At 56.0% G+C, this 17,674-nt stretch carries 14 protein-coding genes; 6 read left to right on the forward strand and 8 right to left on the reverse strand.

Going from position 1 to position 17,674, the window contains the following annotated elements:
* Positions 1-88: 88 nt before the first annotated feature.
* Both DW56_RS12235 and DW56_RS12240 read right to left on the reverse strand, forming a co-directional pair.
* Positions 89-1,342: an enolase C-terminal domain-like protein gene (locus DW56_RS12235; RefSeq protein ID WP_024554813.1), complete on the reverse strand. Its 1,254-nt coding sequence runs from the start codon at positions 1,340-1,342 to the stop codon at positions 89-91.
* Positions 1,343-1,418: 76 nt separating this feature from the next.
* The gene (locus tag DW56_RS12240) at positions 1,419-2,120 is read right to left on the reverse strand and encodes a FadR/GntR family transcriptional regulator (RefSeq protein WP_024554814.1); all 702 of its coding nucleotides are present in this window, start codon (positions 2,118-2,120) and stop codon (positions 1,419-1,421) included.
* Between the two features lie 283 nt (positions 2,121-2,403).
* Between DW56_RS12240 and DW56_RS12245 the strand changes: the two genes are divergently transcribed.
* The 3 genes from DW56_RS12245 to idnD all read left to right on the forward strand — a co-directional run bounded on the left by DW56_RS12245 (position 2,404) and on the right by idnD (position 5,651).
* Positions 2,404-3,171, forward strand: coding sequence for an SDR family oxidoreductase (locus DW56_RS12245; protein ID WP_024554815.1), 768 nt, complete (start codon positions 2,404-2,406; stop codon positions 3,169-3,171).
* Positions 3,172-3,245: 74 nt separating this feature from the next.
* Positions 3,246-4,601, forward strand: coding sequence for an MFS transporter (locus DW56_RS12250; protein ID WP_024554816.1), 1,356 nt, complete (start codon positions 3,246-3,248; stop codon positions 4,599-4,601).
* Between the two features lie 9 nt (positions 4,602-4,610).
* Positions 4,611-5,651 (forward strand): L-idonate 5-dehydrogenase, encoded by a 1,041-nt coding sequence (idnD, locus tag DW56_RS12255; protein WP_024554817.1) that lies wholly within the window; start codon positions 4,611-4,613, stop codon positions 5,649-5,651.
* A 50-nt stretch (positions 5,652-5,701) separates the two neighbouring features.
* On the opposite strand, the gene DW56_RS12260 is transcribed toward idnD, so the two are convergent.
* Positions 5,702-7,525, reverse strand: a complete 1,824-nt coding sequence (locus DW56_RS12260; protein ID WP_024554818.1) for a glycoside hydrolase family 15 protein — start codon at positions 7,523-7,525, stop codon at positions 5,702-5,704.
* Between the two features lie 297 nt (positions 7,526-7,822).
* Here DW56_RS12260 and DW56_RS12265 point away from each other — a divergent pair, with 297 nt between their 5' ends.
* Positions 7,823-8,638, forward strand: coding sequence for a universal stress protein (locus tag DW56_RS12265; RefSeq protein WP_024554819.1), 816 nt, complete (start codon positions 7,823-7,825; stop codon positions 8,636-8,638).
* Here DW56_RS12265 and DW56_RS12270 read toward each other — a convergent pair.
* Genes DW56_RS12270 through DW56_RS12285 form a run of 4 tightly spaced genes read right to left on the reverse strand, consistent with a single transcriptional unit; the run spans position 8,635 to position 13,235 of the window.
* Positions 8,635-9,474, reverse strand: a complete 840-nt coding sequence (locus DW56_RS12270) for a fimbrial protein (RefSeq protein WP_024554820.1) — start codon at positions 9,472-9,474, stop codon at positions 8,635-8,637. The genes DW56_RS12265 and DW56_RS12270 overlap by 4 nt on opposite strands.
* Positions 9,465-11,888 (reverse strand): fimbria/pilus outer membrane usher protein, encoded by a 2,424-nt coding sequence (locus tag DW56_RS12275; protein WP_049293246.1) that lies wholly within the window; start codon positions 11,886-11,888, stop codon positions 9,465-9,467. The genes DW56_RS12270 and DW56_RS12275 overlap by 10 nt, the downstream gene beginning before the upstream one ends.
* A gap of 58 nt (positions 11,889-11,946) precedes the next feature.
* Complete coding sequence (locus DW56_RS12280; protein ID WP_024554822.1) at positions 11,947-12,483, reverse strand: fimbrial protein; 537 nt, start codon at positions 12,481-12,483, stop codon at positions 11,947-11,949.
* Positions 12,484-12,518: 35 nt separating this feature from the next.
* The gene (locus DW56_RS12285; RefSeq protein ID WP_024554823.1) at positions 12,519-13,235 is read right to left on the reverse strand and encodes a fimbrial biogenesis chaperone; all 717 of its coding nucleotides are present in this window, start codon (positions 13,233-13,235) and stop codon (positions 12,519-12,521) included.
* Between the two features lie 827 nt (positions 13,236-14,062).
* On the opposite strand from DW56_RS12285, the gene umuC reads away from it, so the two are divergent.
* Positions 14,063-15,316, forward strand: coding sequence for a translesion error-prone DNA polymerase V subunit UmuC (gene umuC / locus DW56_RS12290; RefSeq protein WP_024562112.1), 1,254 nt, complete (start codon positions 14,063-14,065; stop codon positions 15,314-15,316).
* Between the two features lie 116 nt (positions 15,317-15,432).
* Positions 15,433-16,539: a bifunctional L-1,2-propanediol dehydrogenase/glycerol dehydrogenase gene (gene gldA / locus DW56_RS12295; protein WP_024554825.1), complete on the forward strand. Its 1,107-nt coding sequence runs from the start codon at positions 15,433-15,435 to the stop codon at positions 16,537-16,539.
* A gap of 156 nt (positions 16,540-16,695) precedes the next feature.
* On the opposite strand, the gene DW56_RS12300 is transcribed toward gldA, so the two are convergent.
* Positions 16,696-17,514 carry a Cof-type HAD-IIB family hydrolase gene (locus DW56_RS12300; protein ID WP_024554826.1) on the reverse strand — a complete coding sequence of 273 codons (819 nt, stop codon included), beginning with the start codon at positions 17,512-17,514 and terminating at the stop codon, positions 16,696-16,698.
* Positions 17,515-17,674: the final 160 nt, after the last annotated feature.

The following is a 17,674-nucleotide window of genomic DNA, read 5'->3' on the forward strand; positions in this document are numbered from 1 at the left end:
CGGGTAGGCTGATGGCAGCATAAATAAAGTGGAACGGGGGAAAATTAACCAGCCGCTGTTATACAAGAGGCTGGTTTAACATGGCTTATCAGGGCCGCGCGGCGGTGCCGTCCGGCAGGCGTGCGTTCGTCCATTCCGGTATGCCGCCGGAAACCGGGTATCTGGCCGCCTCTTTTTCATTGATGTCGACGCCCAGTCCGGGACGATCGCTCAGGTAAGCGTAGCCTCTTTCCACCTCCGGGCAGCCAGGGAAAACCTCCTTCAGCGCGTCGTTGACCGGCGTATATTCCTGAATGCCAAGGTTGGTGATGCTCAAATCGATATGCAGATTGGCGGCCACGCCAACTGGCGAAATATCGCCTGGGCCATGCCACGCCGTTCGCACGCCGTAAAGCTCGGCAAAGGTCGCCAGTTTTTTGGCAGGCGTAATGCCGCCAATGGTGCTGACATGGCAGCGGATATAATCGATGAGTTGGTTCTGGATAAGCGGTTTCCATTCGTTTATCTGTGTGAAGAGTTCACCCATCGCGACAGGCGTGCTGCTCTGCGCGCGCATTTTGCTCAGCCAGTCGATATTTTCCGGCGCCACGGGATCTTCCAGGAAAAAGAGTTGATAAGGCTCCAGCGATTTCGCCATCTGAATGGCGGCGATCGGCGTGATTCTTTCATGTACGTCGTGAATAAATTCAACCCCGAAACCCAGTTTATTGCGCAGGTGATCGAACAGCCGCGGCACGGCGCGCGCGTAGGCGTCCGGGTCAAAATATACGCCAGGCGTCTGGCTGCGCGGCGACACTTTAGGTTGAATATTGCGTGCTTTCGCCAGCTTGCCGCCAATGAGCCGCATGTCGTCGGTGCCTGCGCCGCCATACATACCCACCTGGCAGCGTACGTACTGATAGCCCTCTTCCATCCGGGCAAGAATATTATCTTCCACTTCCACTTCGTCGGCGCCGTCGCAGTGGCGATACAGCGCCACCCCGTCCCGGCATTTTCCGCCCAGCAGTTCATAGACCGGCAAACCGGCCACTTTGCCTTTAAGATCCCACAGGGCCATATCCACGCCCGACAACGCGTTATTCATAACAGGGCCGTTGCGCCAGTAACCGCTAACCGCCGCCGATTGCCAGATATCCTCGATGCGGGCGGGATCTTTGCCCAGCAGGAAGGGTTTCATGTAATTGTCGATAGCGGCAGCAACCGCATGAATACGCTGTGTAAACGTCGCACAGCCCAGACCGTAAAGCCCGGGTTCGCTGGTCTCGATTTTCACCACGACCAGATCGATGCCGCCTGGCGCCGTCAGGATGGTTTTTACGTTCGTTATTTTCAGGTTGCTCATGAGGTTCTCCACCTATCTTGTATGATGTCCTACATGTTATATGCTTTAAAAAGGCCCTGCGGGCCTTTATCTCTGGTCAGTTTTGCCGTACGTCTTTAATGGCATGAACGTTATGCGTCATCGCGCCGTTCAGGGTTTCTGTCGCAAGCGAAGCATCGCGGTTCTTCAGCGCCATATAGACCTTGATATGCGCCTCCACGCTCTCAAGCGTGATGCCTAATACCCTGTTTAACTCTTCCAGATAGTGAACGTAGATCCCTTTAAGCGACTCCATAACATGAATGAAGATTGAATTATGAGACGCTTTTACAATCGCCAGGTGGAAGTCGTAATCCGCCAGCGAATATTTTTTATAGTCATCCTTGTTCACCAGCATGCGGCTCAGCGCTTTTTCCAGCTCCTGAATATCTTCCTCGGTGGCGTTTTGCACCGCGAGCTCCATGCAGCGAAACTCCACTGTCTGGCGAAACACCCGCATATGATCAAACTCTTCTTGTGAAAGATGAAGGATGGGCTGGTTGTCGTTAAAGACGCCGTAGCGCGTTGCGTCGCGGGTGACGAAAGTCCCCTTCCCCTGGTGCGTAATCACCACGCCCAGGTCGCGCAGTTTCTGCACGGCGCTTCTTACGCTTACGCGACTCACCTGAAAGGTGGCCGTCAATTCTGATTCGGAAGGCAGCTTACAGCCGGGCTCCCAGACCCCTTCCTGGATATTCTTTTTCATCTGCTCGTAGATAACATCGACAATGTTATGCTTTTGCACACTTTCCAGCGCCACGTCTTTAGCCTTCACCTTACTTGTCCTACATGTTCGGATTTTTAACGCTTCCGGCTTTCCATCACAAGATAAATTTAAAGGCAAAAACGACATACGATGGGTATTTTTCATTATTTTTATTTAATATCAATAATATAAAATTATTCCCTCATTTCATCCCTGCGTGACTTTGTTAAATATTTGTGAGTTATCCGCCATTTTTCTTTTTCCCCGATTGCTGTCGGTTTTATCCTCAAGTACAACAAAGAGCACCACTTGTTAGTCATGTTACGTGAGAGATGCGATGAACAACCTTTTTGATCTTACGGGTAAAACGGCGCTGATTACCGGCTCCACGCGCGGCCTGGGTTTTGCTTATGCAGAAGGCCTCGCTAAAGCTGGCGCCTCGGTGATCCTGAACGGCACCAGCGAGCCGCATATGAACAGCGCGCTGGAAAAACTTAACGCGCAGGGTCTGAACGCCCGCGGCTTTCTTTTTAATGTTGCCAGTGAAGAAGCTATCGAGCGCGTATTCAGCCAACTGGATGCGGAAAATGTGCATGTCGATATCGTGATTAACAATGCAGGCATTCAGTTTCGCAAGCCCATGCTTGAACTTGCCTTAAGCGACTGGCAACGCGTTCTGGATGTCAATCTCACCAGCGCCTTTCTGGTAGCGCGCGCGGCGGCGCGGCGAATGGTCGATCGTAAACGCGGCGGCAAGATTATTAATATCGGGTCGCTGACCAGCGAGGCGGCGCGCGCGACGGTTGCGCCTTACACGGCGGCCAAAGGCGGTATCAAGCTGTTAACCAAATCAATGGCGGCGGAATGGGCGGCTTACAACATCCAGTCCAACGGTATTGGTCCGGGCTACATTCTCACCGACATGAATGCCGCGCTGGTTGAGAACGAAGCGTTTGACCAGTGGGTACGCAACAGCAACCCTTCCGGCCGCTGGGGCAAACCGGAAGAACTTATCGGCACAGCCGTTTATCTGGCCTCCGGCGCCTCCGACTACGTGAACGGACAGATGATTTATGTCGATGGCGGCTGGCTCGCCACCCTGTAATCACAGGCTGCAACGTTTCGCGCAAAGCGCCCGTGCGCCATGTCCGGCTTACTGAAAAAGGTCAACGAATGAACATAAAACCAACTCGTACCCGATTCTCAGTCCTCGCCATGTTGTTCGTGGTTACCGCAATTAACTATATGGATCGGGCGAACCTCTCCGTGGCGGGGTCGCATATCCAGGGTGAGTTTGCATTATCAGCAACCCAGCTTGGCCTGCTGTTTTCTATGTTTACCTGGTTTTACGCCATGAGCCAGATCCCGGTAGGCTACCTGCTCGACCGAATCGGCTCCCGCTGGCTTTACGGCAGCGCCATTGTGCTCTGGAGCCTCTTCACGTTGCTGATGGGCCTTGCCTCACACCATTTTTTCACCACCGCGGCCGCCTCTTTTATGATGCTGCTGGCCTGCCGCGCGCTGGTGGGCATTGCCGAAGCGCCTTCGTTTCCATCTAATACGAAAATCATCGCCACCTGGTTTCCCGATCACGAGCGGGCGCGAGCCACTGCGACCTATTCCAGCGCGCAATACATCGGGCTTGCGCTGCTTACGCCCGCGCTGTCATTTATCGTCAGCAAATGGGGTTGGGAGATGTCGTTCTATCTCTCGGGCCTGGTAGGTATCGTGTTTGGTATTTACTGGCTGATCGCCTATCGCGATCCGCAGCAGAGTAAACGCGTTAACCAGGCGGAGCTGGAGCTTATTCGACAGGGCGGCGGCTATGGCTCGGCCGCGCAAGACAGCCGCAGCCGCGTCGACTGGCCGTCCGTGCGTTACATTTTACGCCAGCGCACCACCTGGGGCCTTTTCATCGCGCAGTTCGCCGCCTCTTCCACGCTCTATTTTTTCCTCACGTGGTTTATCGTTTATCTGGAAAAAGGTCTTCATCTTTCGATTGATAAAGCAGGCATCGGCGCGATGTTTCCTTATCTCATGGCAATGGCGGGCGTGCTGTGCGGCGGCACCCTGAGCGACCTGTTGCTTAAGCGCGGCCACAGCCGGACCTTTGCCCGTAAATTACCGGTCATGGCGGGCATGCTGCTGACCTGCTCTATCGCCCTGGTTAACTTTTTTCAGGAAAGCCCGGTTATCGCCATCGCCATTTTGTCCCTCGCCTTTTTTGCTAACGCTTTTTCAAATCTCGGCTGGGTGGTGTGCAGCGATGTTATTCCTCGTCACCTGATAGGCACTATTGGCGGCTTCCTGAACATTTTCGGCAACCTCTCCGGTATCGCCAGCCCCATCATTATTGGCGTGATTTTGCAGCGTACCCAGAATTTTCAGTATGCGATGTGGTATATCGCCGCCGTCGCGCTCGCAGGCTTCCTCGCCTATCTGTTTCTTGTCGGCAGGATTGAGGTCATCACGCCGCCCGCCGACGAGCAGGAAAACGGCAGCAAGGAAAAATTTAACACTCCGTCAAATGCGTAGGGAGAGATCATGCAGAGTAAAATTGTTAAGGCCGTTATGGTTACAGGGGCGCATGACGTGCGTCTTGAAGACTACACCATCAACTGGGATGAGGCGCAGGCGCTGGTCAAAGTCGAACGCGGCGGAATATGTGGTTCAGATATTCACTATTTCCAGCATGGCCGGGCCGGTATGTCTGTACTGAAATCCCCGATGGTGCTGGGTCACGAGTTTGTGGGAATCATTGAGCAAGCGCCGCATGGGAGCGGCCTGACGCCAGGCCAACGCGTGGCGATTAATCCTTCGCAGCCCTGTCAGCAATGTGAAATCTGCCTCAGTGGCAAGCAAAATCTTTGCCGCTCGATGCGGTTTATGGGCAGCGCGCAGTTTTATCCGCATGTGAATGGCGGCTTCGCGCAGTATGTCGCGGTCAACCCGGCGCAATGCGTACCTTATTGCGCAGAGGCGAACCCTGAAGTTATCGTGTTCGCCGAACCGCTCGCCGTCTGCCTTCATGCTGTCAGGCAGGCTGGCGATTTGACCGGCAAGCGGGTGCTGGTTACCGGTGCAGGCCCGATTGGCTGCCTGGTCATTGCAGCGGCGCTGGCTTGCGGCGCAACCGAGGTTGTCGCGACCGATATCAGCGAGCGCTGCCGCGCGCTGGCGGTGAAGATGGGCGCCTCGTCGGCGAAAGACCCTCGCGACGAGGAGGCCGCAGCGCAATGGTCTGCGAACGGCGGCGCCTTTGACGTTTGCTTTGAAGCTTCCGGCGCCACCTCTGCGGTCGCTTCCGTGGTGAGCTATACGCGCCCGGGCGGAATTATCGTGCAGTTGGGCATGGGCGCGGCGGAGATTAACTACCCTGTCGGTCCCCTGCTGGTGAAAGAAATCCAGCTGCGTGGCTCGTTTCGCTTCACCAGTGAATTTACTACCGCTGTCCGCTGGCTGGAAAACGGCAAAATTAACCCGCTCCCGCTGCTCTCTGAGGCATTAAACATGGATGAGGCGGCGGCCGCGCTGGAGCTTGCTTCTGACAAAGCGCGGGCGGCCAAGGTGCAACTGGTGTTCTGATCCTGTTGCGTCGCATAGTGTCTCGCATAGTGCGACGCATCAGCCCCCTGCTACGGCTGCCAGGTTAGCTCGTCTCCGGCCATTTTTTTATCCAGATAGTACGCCGCGCTGATAAGCGCCAGATGAGAAAGCGCCTGCGGAAAGTTGCCCAGCGCATTGCCCAGCGGGTCGAACTCTTCGGCATATAAGCCCAGATGGTTGGCGTGGATGAGCACCTTTTCAAATTCAATGCGCGCCTCCTCCAGCCGGTCGGCGCGGGCAAGACACTCCACATACCAGAACGAACAGGCGACAAAATAGCCCTCTTCGCCGTGCAGGGAATCTGCCGGGGTTTCGCTGGCGATATAGCGGCGCACCATGCCGCCGCGCACCAGCTTGTTTTTAATGGCGTCGAGCGTTGCCAGCCAGTCGGGATCTTTCGCGCTGACGAAGCGAAACAGCGGCATCAGCAGCATTGAGCCATCAAGGTCGGTGCCATGGCGGGTCGAGGTAAAGTGACCGAGCTGCGCGTTCCAGAAGTTTTCCCAGATATCTTCACGGATAGCCTGGCGCACACGCTCCCAGCGATCATAAGGCATCGACAGCGAGCGCCTGGCGCCCAGCCGCAGCGCTCTGTCGAGCGCCACCCAGCACATAAGCCTTGAGTAAAGAAAATGCTCCGGCTCGCCGCGCATCTCCCAGATCCCCGCGTCGGGGCTGTTCCAGATATCGCAAACGTGATCGACAAGCCGGATCACATGCTGCCAGCCGCGGTGCGGTATGCCGTCGCCATATTTCGTCGTCAGATACAGCGTATCGAGCAGCTCGCCATAAATGTCCAGCTGGCGCTGCTGCCAGGCGCCGTTGCCGATGCGCACCGGCGTTGACCCCAGATGCCCCTGCAAATGCGGCAGTTCGTATTCCTGTAAATCTGTGCCGCTGTCCAGCCGGTACATAACCTGTAACTTGTGCGGTTCAAACTGGCTGTTCTCCATGCAGGTGCGCACCCAGTGGCCGAACGCTTTCGCCTCTTCAATGTAGCCAAGGCGGATAAACGCGTAACAGCTAAACGACGCGTCTCTTATCCAGCCGGCGCGGTAGTCCCAGTTGCGCTCGCCGCCGATAAGTTCCGGCAGGCTGAAGGTGGCGGCAGCGGCGACGGAGCCGTGCCGCTTTGAGCTTAATAGCTTCAGCACCAGCGAAGAGCGGATCACCATCTCACGCCAGCGTCCGCGATATTTGTTTTTACCGACCCACTGCTGCCAGAATGCCAGCGTCTCGTGCTGCATCCGCTCCACGTCCTGCTGGCCCTGTCCGGTGGCCGTTTCGCCGCCGATAATAAAAAAAGCCTCTTCGCCGCATTGCAGCGTAAAGCGGCTCTGCACCGCGTTAGCCTCGCCGCGTAGCGCCACCGAGGCGTTAAGCGTGACGCTTTGCTGGCCTTCCGCCTGCCAGAGCGCCGTGTTTTCCATGACGTGCAGATCCGGCTCTACCCTCGCATAGTCGAATTTCAGGCGGCAGAGCATCGTCAGCGTCGCTTCCCCCTGCACCACTTTCACCCGGCGAACAATGCAGGGCGGCGTTTGATTATCCGCGGTGATCGGCATGAAATCGTTCAGCTCGATAACGGCGTTTTGCGCCAGCCAGCGGGTTTGCAGGATATTACTGTCCGGCAGATAAAACTGCACCGTGCGCCAGCCCTCGCCTTCCGGCGACAGCGTAAAAATGCCTGAACGTTCGTCATCCAGCAGGGCGGTAAAAAGCGAGGGGCTGTCGAGCTCCGGCCAGCACCAGTAATCAATCGCGCCTTTGGTCGTCACCAGCGCGCAGGTGCGCAGGTCGCCGATAAGGCCGTGCTTGCAGATGGGGGCTGGCGCAGAGTCGTTGGCTGTCATGGTTTTTCCGGTTCAGGGCGTCAGTCGTTCAGCAAGTATAGATGCGGATCGCCAGGGTTTTGCTTTTCCGGTTTTAACCGCCTCGTGGCGGTAAACCGGCTAAGGGCCATTTTCGTGCTCTTTTTACCTTAAATGCGCGACAACCCCGTGTCAGGCCATACTATTGTCAGAATAAGCGGCAATAACTGGCATGAGGAGATGAAATGAAATCATCCGTCAACAAGCCTGCGATCGCAGGGTATTTATCGCGGCGCGGCTTGCGCCAGGCGCTGGCGCATTTTACGCAAGGAGAGGCGCGTGAATAACGCCGTTGTCGCGTGCATACAGGGCGCGCCCGTCGACCGCGCGGTTTGCGAATATGGCGCCTGGGCGGCGACAACCCTTGGCGCGCCGCTCGCCCTGCTGCATATGCTGCCAGAAACGCGCCCGCCCGCGCCCTGCGCCTTCATGGATGCAACAGCGGCTTCGCTGCTCCAGCAGCTGGAAAAGGTTGAAAACGAACGCCAGCGGTTAGACATGGCGCTGGGTGAAGCGCGGCTGGCTGGCTGCGCCGCGTGGCTCAGGCAGCGTGGTCTTGCAAGCGCGCAACTGCTGCAAAAGCAAGGCTCGCCTGCCGCGCTGCTCGAAGGCATGGCCGACGTGCGCCTGATGGTATTCGGCAAGGAAGAAGCGCTAAATCCGGTCGGCAGCGCGGTTGAGACGCTGATTCGCCTGCACCGGGGCGCCGTGCTGGCGGCGGCAGGCCCCTTTACAGAACCTCGCCGCGCGATGTTTGCCTGGGACGCCAGCAACGAGTGCCGCAAACACCTGGCGACCCTGACCGCAAGCCCGCTGCTTTACGGCATGGAGTGCCATCTGGTGATGGTGAACGGCAACGCCACGGCGCTGCAAAATGGCTATGACGTCTGGCGCAAGGCGGGGATCCGGGTGCAGGCGCATATGCTGGAAGGAACCTCCGTCACGGAATCGCTCCACCGTTATGCCGAAACGCATCGCATCGACCTGACCATCATGGGCGCATACGGCCATTCGCCGCGACGACGCTATTTTATTGGCCGCCACGCCGCACAGATGCTGTTTACCAGCCGCCTGCCGCTGATGCTGCTGCGCTAGCGCATGGTGATGGTCGCCGTGGCGCTGACGTTTATCTCTCCAGCTGCCATCTTCTGGCCGGGAAGGTGTATCAGGTTTGCGACAAACTCCATGCTTTGCGACGGCGTCGGCGCGGGCTGCCCAAAGCGCACCGCGTTTCCGGCGGCGTCGTACAGCCGTATCCCCAGTCCCGCCAGGTTTGTTTGCAGCGTGGTGTCGTCATACTGCTTGCCGCCGTAGGTAAAGTTCACCATCACGTTGCGGTAATCCTGCGGGGTATGGCAAACCACCGGCAGCATAAAGGCCGCCTGCGCCAGTTTTTCTTTGCGGTAAGAAAGCGTCGTGGTGGGGAACGTCACCGTTACCCTTTTTTTCGTCGCCACGCAGGCCATATTGTGCACCACGAGATGCGTCAGGTTGAGCTGCCGCTTATGCTGGTCGTTGCTTAATATCAACAGCGTACCGGGAGAGTAATCCCCGCCTTTCAGTTCGCCTGTTTTATAGATCCTGAGCTTATAGCCCGCGCCCGGCTCAACGCGGTTTGCGCCAGCGACCAGGCACTCTTCGCCCTCCCGCTGGCACAGGCTAAAGCCAATGCCCGGTATGGTGGTCTGGTAAATGCCCCGCCCGGCATCCCATAACGCATAGGGCGAAATGACTTCATACCCGCTGCTTTGCGACGTGGGAAAGGTTGGCAGCATAACCGGCAGGGTTTTGAGCACGGTGCCGTTCGCGACATCGCTGGTTGTGCGGATATCGCCACCCTTCAGGGGGATAATTTCTGCGTGCGCCAGCCCCACTGCGAAAAGGGAAAGCGCCGTCAAAAGCGCAGCCTGGCCGTTTCGGTTCACTGGCACTGTAGCCTCCGGATCGTTTCATTCTGACGTTGTGGATTTTCTATAACGCACCGTAGGTTCACGGTTTCCCCTTTTGTCTGTAGCGGCAAGTTTTGCTCTGTTATTTCAGCCAGCGCGATCCCGTTTTCCGACACCATGCCGACGTTGTTGCCCCGGCTGTCGTAAAGCGCCGTCCCGAAGGGCAGCGGCCTGTTTTGCGCGTCCACCACGCGCACAAACTGCCGCTGTTGATAGCGGGCCGCGAAATTCATCTCAACAATCGCCCCCTGGCGGGGCGCGGAAGTGACCACGTCGCTGGAGACGTTGATATCCAGATTGCTGCTCTCGTTAAACAGCGCCTCTTCGTTATAGTGATAAGGCACCAGATTGGGCGCGATGGCGTTGCCTGCGGCGTCGGTCTCGACGTTCTGGTTGTTTTCTACTTTTAGCCCCTGCACGTTGTCGGTGTGGATCAGCGCCGCGCTGTTGCCCAGGCGCTGGCTGAAAGTTACGCCGTGGTGATGCGCTATTACGCCCCCTTCCATGCCGAGGGAAAACTGCTGCCCCTGGTCGCTGCTCCTGAACGTGCCGGACCCCAGGCCATGGCTGCTGAGGTAAGCCACAGACGCGTCAACCTCCTGCGCGTCGCTGCGCTGGGTGGTGGTGGCGTTGAGGTTATAGCTAAGCTGGCGGTCTTCAAGCAGGGAGCCGGAAGCGGCGATCTGGTCTGTGCTGTGGCCCTCGCTGTTGCTGTGGTTCAACGTAACGTAATGGTTCATCTCTTCATTAAGCGGAACAGAGAGCGTAAGCGAGACGATCTTTTCGTGGCTGCCGTCGTCGTTTTTCTGCCGCCCCACGCTTGCGATAAGCGTATAGCGGGAAAGGTTAATATTCAGACTGCCGCGCAGCGCATGGCTGGCGCCGCCGTTCCAGTTTTCCTGGCGGGTATAGTTCAGCACCGCGTTCCCCACCGACGTATTCTGGCTGAACTGCAACGAGTATTTGTTTTTATAGTTGCCGTAGCGCGTCCCGCCGGCATCGCTTCGCGCATCGTCAAATTCCCGGTAGCCCGTCGACAGCTTGTGTTCCAGCGTGGCGAGCAGATAGCTTTGGGTTTGCGCGAGGTATTTTGTGTAGCCAAGCTTGATCTTCTCGCCCTGCCGGGCGGTCTGATGCGCGCTGGCGGCGCGGCGGCTGCCGTTAAGCAGCGCATAAAAAGCGCCCGGATAGCGTAAGTTTGCCCCGACGCCCGCCGCCAGGTTGGCATAGTTTTCGGCGTACTGCGCCCCGCCCAGCAAGGTAAAAGCGTTGCTAAGGCCATACTGGGCGTCGCCCTCAACCAGCGTCGATTTGTCTGTCTCCTGCTGACGGTTTTTCCCGGCGTAGAGGTAATATTTGATGACCCCTTCCGGCGCCAGCATATCGATGCTGTTATAGGGCTGATAAAAGGTGCGCTGCGCCCCGTTGGCCTCATAGACCGTCACCTGCATATCGCCAGCGCTGGCGGATGCGGGAATATCCTTAAGCGTAAACGGGCCAGGGGTCACTTTTCGCGTGGCGATCACATAGCCTTTTTGCCGGACCACCACGGTCGCGTTGCTTTGCGCCACGCCGACAATGGCCGGCGCGTAATTGCGCTCTGCGGCGGAAAACATGCCGGTGTTGGAGGTTAGCGAAAGCCCGCGCAGCGACAGGCTGGAGAAAAAGATACCCGAAGTATAAAAATCCCCTGCCGTCAGCGTGCCGCGCACGCTGTCGATATCATGGCGGATGTAGCTCGCGCTGCTGGTATAGCCAGGCTTCCCGGCGTCCTGCCAGCTTAAGAAGCCGTTATTGCGAAACTGGAACCCGCCAAGGTTCATCCCATTCTCAAAGGTGCCGTACATTACCGACTGGTTAGGGCCGTGGTTTAACCGCTCATTTTCATACTGCACGGAATAGTTGCTGAATGCGGCGTTGATGCCGTTGTCCCAGTCCTGGCGCCGCGCCACGTCATACCGGTTGGGTTTGGCCCAGAATTTTTGCGGCACCGTAATGGTTAACAGGTTCTCGCCAAGGTCGATATCCACGCTGGACGGGGTGATAAACTGGCTTAACGGCGCTCCGCCTGGCGGGCATTCCGGCGCGGTGATGCCCCACAACGTCAGGCGATCGCAGGTAAACAGCGGCTGAACTTTTCCTTGCCAGTCGCTAACGGTAATGGCCTCGCTGCCCATGGCTTCGCCATTGACCACCACCTTCAATTTATATTCGCCCGGCAGCAGGTCGTTGCCTTCATTGAAATAAGACGCGTCGATGCCGCTGATGCCCGGGGTTTTTTCCAGCAGGGAGAGATCAAACTGCTCCTCGCAATAAGCGTTACAGCTCGTCACCAGAAGCAGAAAACCGCACGGTTTCAGCATGTTGCGCATCATGTCTTTCGGCAGGAAGGTCACAAGGCAGCCAGCGCCGCCCGAAACGAAAACGGCCACCTTCGAAAAGGTGGCCGGACGGTTATTTATAATTCACGGTAAAGACCGCGTCGCCAGCAACCTCGCCGCCGCTCACGTTATCAGCGAGACGGGCATATTTAACCCTGAAATTGAGGTTATCTGAGCCCTGGTTAAGGCGGTCAAGATAGCTGGACTGCGGCAGTTCGCGATTCAACGCCAGCAGTTGATTCTGCTCGTCGAATAATTCCAGCCCTACGCCGTTTTCACTCGCGGTATTTTTAATGATGTTGTTGTCACCTTCCGTTTCCGCTGCGAGCGTAATGGAAATATGCTCGGCTTCCGCTTTGCTGACGCAATTCAGTTGCAGCTGGAAATCCTTGCTGTTAGTTTCTGATGCCTGGCCAATATTTAATTTCTCAAGCTCGCTGGCTTTAACCGCTTGCAGGTTGACCGATTGGTCAGGTGATGTAAATGCGCAGGTTGGCTGCGTTACTGCGCCGTTAAAATGAACCGTGATAGATTCATTTTCACCGGCAAGCACGCCAGCAGATACACTTGCCACAGATAATGCCAGCAAAACTTTAGACAGGTTTTTCATTGTTATTACCTTCTTTATTTAATACCAGGGGGGTTTCATATCACCGTTGCGGTGACCGTTTCGGAGGTATCGCCGAAATCGTTAATAATGTTAAAATGGATCTGCCGTGCGCTTGCAGCCGCGCCGCTTTTTATAATGAGATCGGCATGAGGCGCTATCATATCAACATCAAAACTTCTGGATTCATCGCTTCCCGCCCAGACCTTATTAAACGTAATGTAATAAGGCGTAGGATTATGAACAGTGATGCCGCTGGCGGTGCGTTTCCATTCAAGCCGGGTATAAGCTTTTTCCATATTCGCTTTTACCGTCTGGGGGCGATATAACACTTTTATGCGGGTACGCATAACGATAGCCAGGCGAGGGTTGCCGCTGGCGCTGTCGAGTTTGGGGATTTCCTTAACGTTGAGCCAGTAAAGCTGCTCTTCGTTTTTCTTCTCAAGATCCTGATTTATCGCTGTTAAACGCAGGGCCACCTTATGGTTAGCCTTAATCTTCGCCAGCGGCGGTTCAACAAAAATGGCTTCCTGGGGTTTGCCGTTTTTATCTTCCACCCAGCTCTGCATTAAGTAATCGCTGTTGGTTGGATTATCCACCTTAACAATAGCAACGCGGGTTTTCGAGGCCGGAAATATAACCCGATTCTGGTCAAGCACCAGCGAAGCGCAGGCGGGAGAAACCGTCACCATATTAGCCAAAAGGGGTAGGAAAAAGCTAAATGCTATACAGCGGGAGGATAATTTAATATTCATCTGGTTCACTTCCTGGCAGGCAAAAAATAAATCAAAACGCCTTTGAGGAAAACCTCAATTAATATATTCAGGAGCTAAAGTTTTAATATGCTAACAAGCAAAAACGCCTTGATCAAGTCATTACCTGAAACAATTCTACATCAGCGTAATTATATCCATTCACATAAACTATGGTGACTTAATTTAAATTTTCGACAATTAATCACCAATTTAGCCATTTTAGATAACCTGCACTTAACATTTGTTATTAGCAGATCAACCGGATGTTGATTCAGGCCTGCCACTTAGTGACATTATTTAAATAATAAAACACCTTTCAGGCATTATAATTAGCGAACAGGAAATAATTAACGCGCGCGTTTATGTCTGAATAACCCTACATCTGTTTCACGATGATTTTTATAAATGGCGACCGGCGGTTAAAACGGAAAATTAAAATTATTTCCCCTTCTCTGTATCGCGTGCTTGCACAGAGCGATTGAGCTTCCGCTTTGTCTTGATGAAGTGATTAAACCATCGCCTCCGCGCACACAGGGCGGTTGACTATTCTCTTCACCGCTGCGCAGGCGACGGGCCACCGTCCTCGCAGCACGCGTCTCTTTCTCGCCAGCCCGCAGCGTCCGCTAAAAAAGTCCGTAAAGCGCCTTGATTGTTATTGGCTTTTACCAATACTGTATATAAAAACAGTATTTGCGATTTTTCTATGGAGGGTGCGATGACAAACGATCTTTTTTTACCGACAGCGGAACACCGCCCGGCGGCGCCTGATGATGCCGCCGCCGCCAACGCTGGCGCGCTTATGAGTACCACACGGCAGCGGCCAGCCCATGTACGCTCTCATTGACGTTAACAGCTTTTACGCCAGCTGCGAGACGCTCTGGCGGCCCGACCTGCTGAATAAGCCGGTGGTGGTGCTCTCTAACAACGACGGCTGCATTATTTCCCGCTCGGCGGAGGCGAAAAAACTCGGCGTTACCATGGGCGCGCCCTATTTTCAGCAAAAGGCGCTGATGGAGCGCGCCGGGGTGGTCGTTTTCAGCAGCAACTATGCGCTTTACGGCGACATGAGCCAGCGGGTAATGACCACGCTTGAAGCGATCTGTCCGCGTGTGGATATCTACAGCATCGACGAAGCCTTTGCCGACGTAAGCGGCATCGGCGAGCTGGAGACGTTTGGCCGCTATATTCGCGACCGGGTTTATCAGTGCACCCGGTTAACCGTAGGCGTTGGCATCGCGCCGACCAAAACCCTCGCCAAGCTCGCTAACCATGCGGCGAAAACCTGGACCAAAACCGGCGGCGTGGTGGATCTCTCAAATCCGCTGCGCCAGCGCAAGCTGATGGCGCTGCTGCCCGTAAGCAAAGTCTGGGGCGTGGGGCGGCGTCTCTCGGCGCGTCTTAACGCCATGGGTATTGAAAACGCGCTGCAACTGGCGCAAAGCGATATCGGCTTTATTCGCAAAAATTTCAGCGTGGTGCTGGAGCGCACTGTGCGTGAACTGCGGGGCGAGTCCTGCCTGGCCTTTGAAGAGGTGCCCGCCACAAAGCAGGAGATAATTAGCTCCCGCTCGTTTGGACAAAAGGTCAGCGATTATCAGCAGGTGCGCGAAGGCATCTGCACCTGGGCTGCGCGGGCCGCGGAGAAACTGCGCGCCGAAAGGCAATACTGCCGCTACGTTTCCGCCTTCCTGAAAACCAGCCCGCACGACGACCATGAGCCTTACTACAGCAACCGCGCGGGCATCGCCCTCTCCACGCCAACCCATGACACCCGCGATATTATCGCCGCCGCCATCCGCTGCCTGGAGTCTATCTGGCGCGAAGGACTGCACTACCAGAAAGCAGGCGTCATGCTGGGAGACTTTTTTAGCCAGGGGGTGGCGCAGCTTACGCTTTTTGACGCGTACGCGCCGAAAGCCAACAGCGAAGCGCTGATGAACGTGATGGATACCCTCAACAAGCAAGGCAAAAACCGCCTCTGGTTTGCCGGCCAGGGCGTCAGGCAGGAATGGGGAATGAAGCGCGAATACCTTTCGCCTGCCTGGACCACCCGCCTGAGCGACGTGCCTGTCTGCCGCTGATTTTTCGGCCTGGCTGGATGTAGCGCAAAAAAAGCGCTTACCCACACGGGTAGACTCAGGGAAGAAACGTTAAAAGCCGTTTCGTTACTGGAACTTATAACGTAAGGAGGCAGTTTATGGACCGTATTATTCAGTCACCCGGCAAATACATTCAGGGCGCAGGCGTGCTGGCGCGCATGGGGGAATATCTCAAACCGCTGGCGTCCACATGCCTGGTGGTGGGCGATAAATTTGTGCTGGGTCTGGTGGAAGAATCGCTTCGCGAAAGCTTCGCCCGGGCAGGCGTTAAAGTGGAAATCGAGCCGTTTGGCGGCGAATGTTCGCAAAATGAGATAAACCGCCTGCGCGAACGGGCAGAAGCCGCGCGTTGCGGCGCCGTGCTTGGCATCGGCGGTGGTAAAACCCTCGATACCGCCAAAGCGCTGGCCCATTTTATGAACCTGCCGGTGGCGATTGCCCCCACCATTGCTTCCACCGATGCGCCATGCAGCGCCCTTTCGGTTATCTACAGCGACAACGGCGAATTTGAGCGCTACCTGCTGCTGCCGTCTAACCCCAATATCGTGGTGGTGGATACCCGCATTGTCGCAGGCGCCCCGGCGCGGCTGCTGGCGGCAGGCATAGGCGACGCGCTCGCCACCTGGTTTGAAGCGCGCGCCTGCGCGCGCAGCGGCGCGGGCACGATGGCGGGCGGGCGCAGCACCCAGGCGGCCCTGGCGCTGGCGGAGCTTTGTTATAAGACGCTGCTGGCCGAAGGGGAAAAAGCGATGCTTGCCGCGAACCAGCATGTGGTGACAGAAGCGCTCGAACGCGTGGTGGAAGCGAACACCTTTCTTAGCGGCGTTGGCTTTGAAAGCGGCGGGCTTGCAGCGGCGCATGCGGTGCATAACGGCCTCACGGCAATCCCTGACGCGCATCATTATTACCACGGCGAGAAGGTCGCCTTCGGCACGCTGGTGCAACTGGTGCTGGAAAACGCGCCGCAGGAGGAACTGAATACAGTACTGCGTCTGACGCACGCGGTCGGCCTGCCGGTTACGCTTGCCCAGCTTGATATTAAAGAAGAGATACCGGCGAAAATGCGCCTCGTGGCGCAGGCGGCCTGCGCCGAAGGCGAAACCATCCACAATATGCCAGGCGGCGTGACGGTTGAACAGGTTTACGCCGCGCTGCTGGTGGCGGACCAGCTCGGGCAGCAGTGGCTCAGAGCGCACAGCGTTTAAGTAACGCTGTGCAGGCGGGTGAAACTTCACCCGCCTTTTTTGGCTTTTTATGAAGGGGAATACGCGGCAGTTAACGATCGGGCGGGGATTAAAGATGCCGCCTTCCTGCATACGGGTGCGCCGTTAGCTGGCTTTCCGGCTCACAGCGCCAGCCTGTTACGCCTCATTAAATGGCGCTTCGCCTTTCAGCACCGCGTCTATGACCTGTAACGCCCCGCTGTCGTTATTGGAGCCGGTGGTGTATTTCGCCACTTCTTTTACGTCGCTTACCGCGTTGCCCATGGCGAAAGAGTAGGCCACGAGTTGCAGCATCTCTACATCGTTGCCGCTATCGCCCACCGCCACGCACTGTTCTTTCTCTACGCCCCAGCGCTTCATCAGACGCAGCAGCCCGCTTGCTTTATGGGAGCCGGGGATAATCAAATCAACAAAGCCGTAGCCGCTGGTTACCGGCTTCACCACGCCATCCAGCGTATGGTGCAGGCTCTCTACCAGCGCGGGGATTTCCGCATCCGGCAGGTTCAGGGAAAACTTAAATATCACGTCATCCAGAGCGTAAAGATCGTCCACGGGCTTGAGGCGATGATAATGCTTCGACATCAGGCTGACGAAAGCCTCCGGCGCGCCTGCCTGGTAATAAGCGCTTTCAAGGCCGCAAACCACAAAGTTGATGCCTTCAAAGGCCGACAGCGCGTCGATCACCGCATGGTACTGCTCACGGGTCAGCGCGCCGTGGTGAATGCGCTCGCCCTGGTCGTAAACCAGCGCGCCGTTTTCCGCCACAAAGGAGATGTCGTCACGAATTTCCGGGAAGAAAGAGATAAGCTGGTAATACTGGTTACCGCTCGCCACCACAAAATGAATATCCTTCTCTTTCAGCGCGCGGTACTGCTGTAAAAACCTTTCTTTATCATAGGTTTTTTTGTCGTTCAGAAAGGTGCCGTCCATATCAACCGCGATGAGCTTGATTTTCATACTGCCTCATTGATTCGTTAACTCTGTCACAGAACATGCTAGCATTCTTTAATTAAAGAAACATATGAGTAAAAGGCGAATCATCTTCATTTGAAATAGATATTCAGAAGCTTCCGGGCCGCAGGATCCGAAAAAGCAAAACGCCCGGGTTATCGCCGGG

Origin of the sequence: Franconibacter helveticus LMG 23732 (assembly GCF_000463115.2) — a bacterium.
Lineage (GTDB): Bacteria > Pseudomonadota > Gammaproteobacteria > Enterobacterales > Enterobacteriaceae > Franconibacter > Franconibacter helveticus.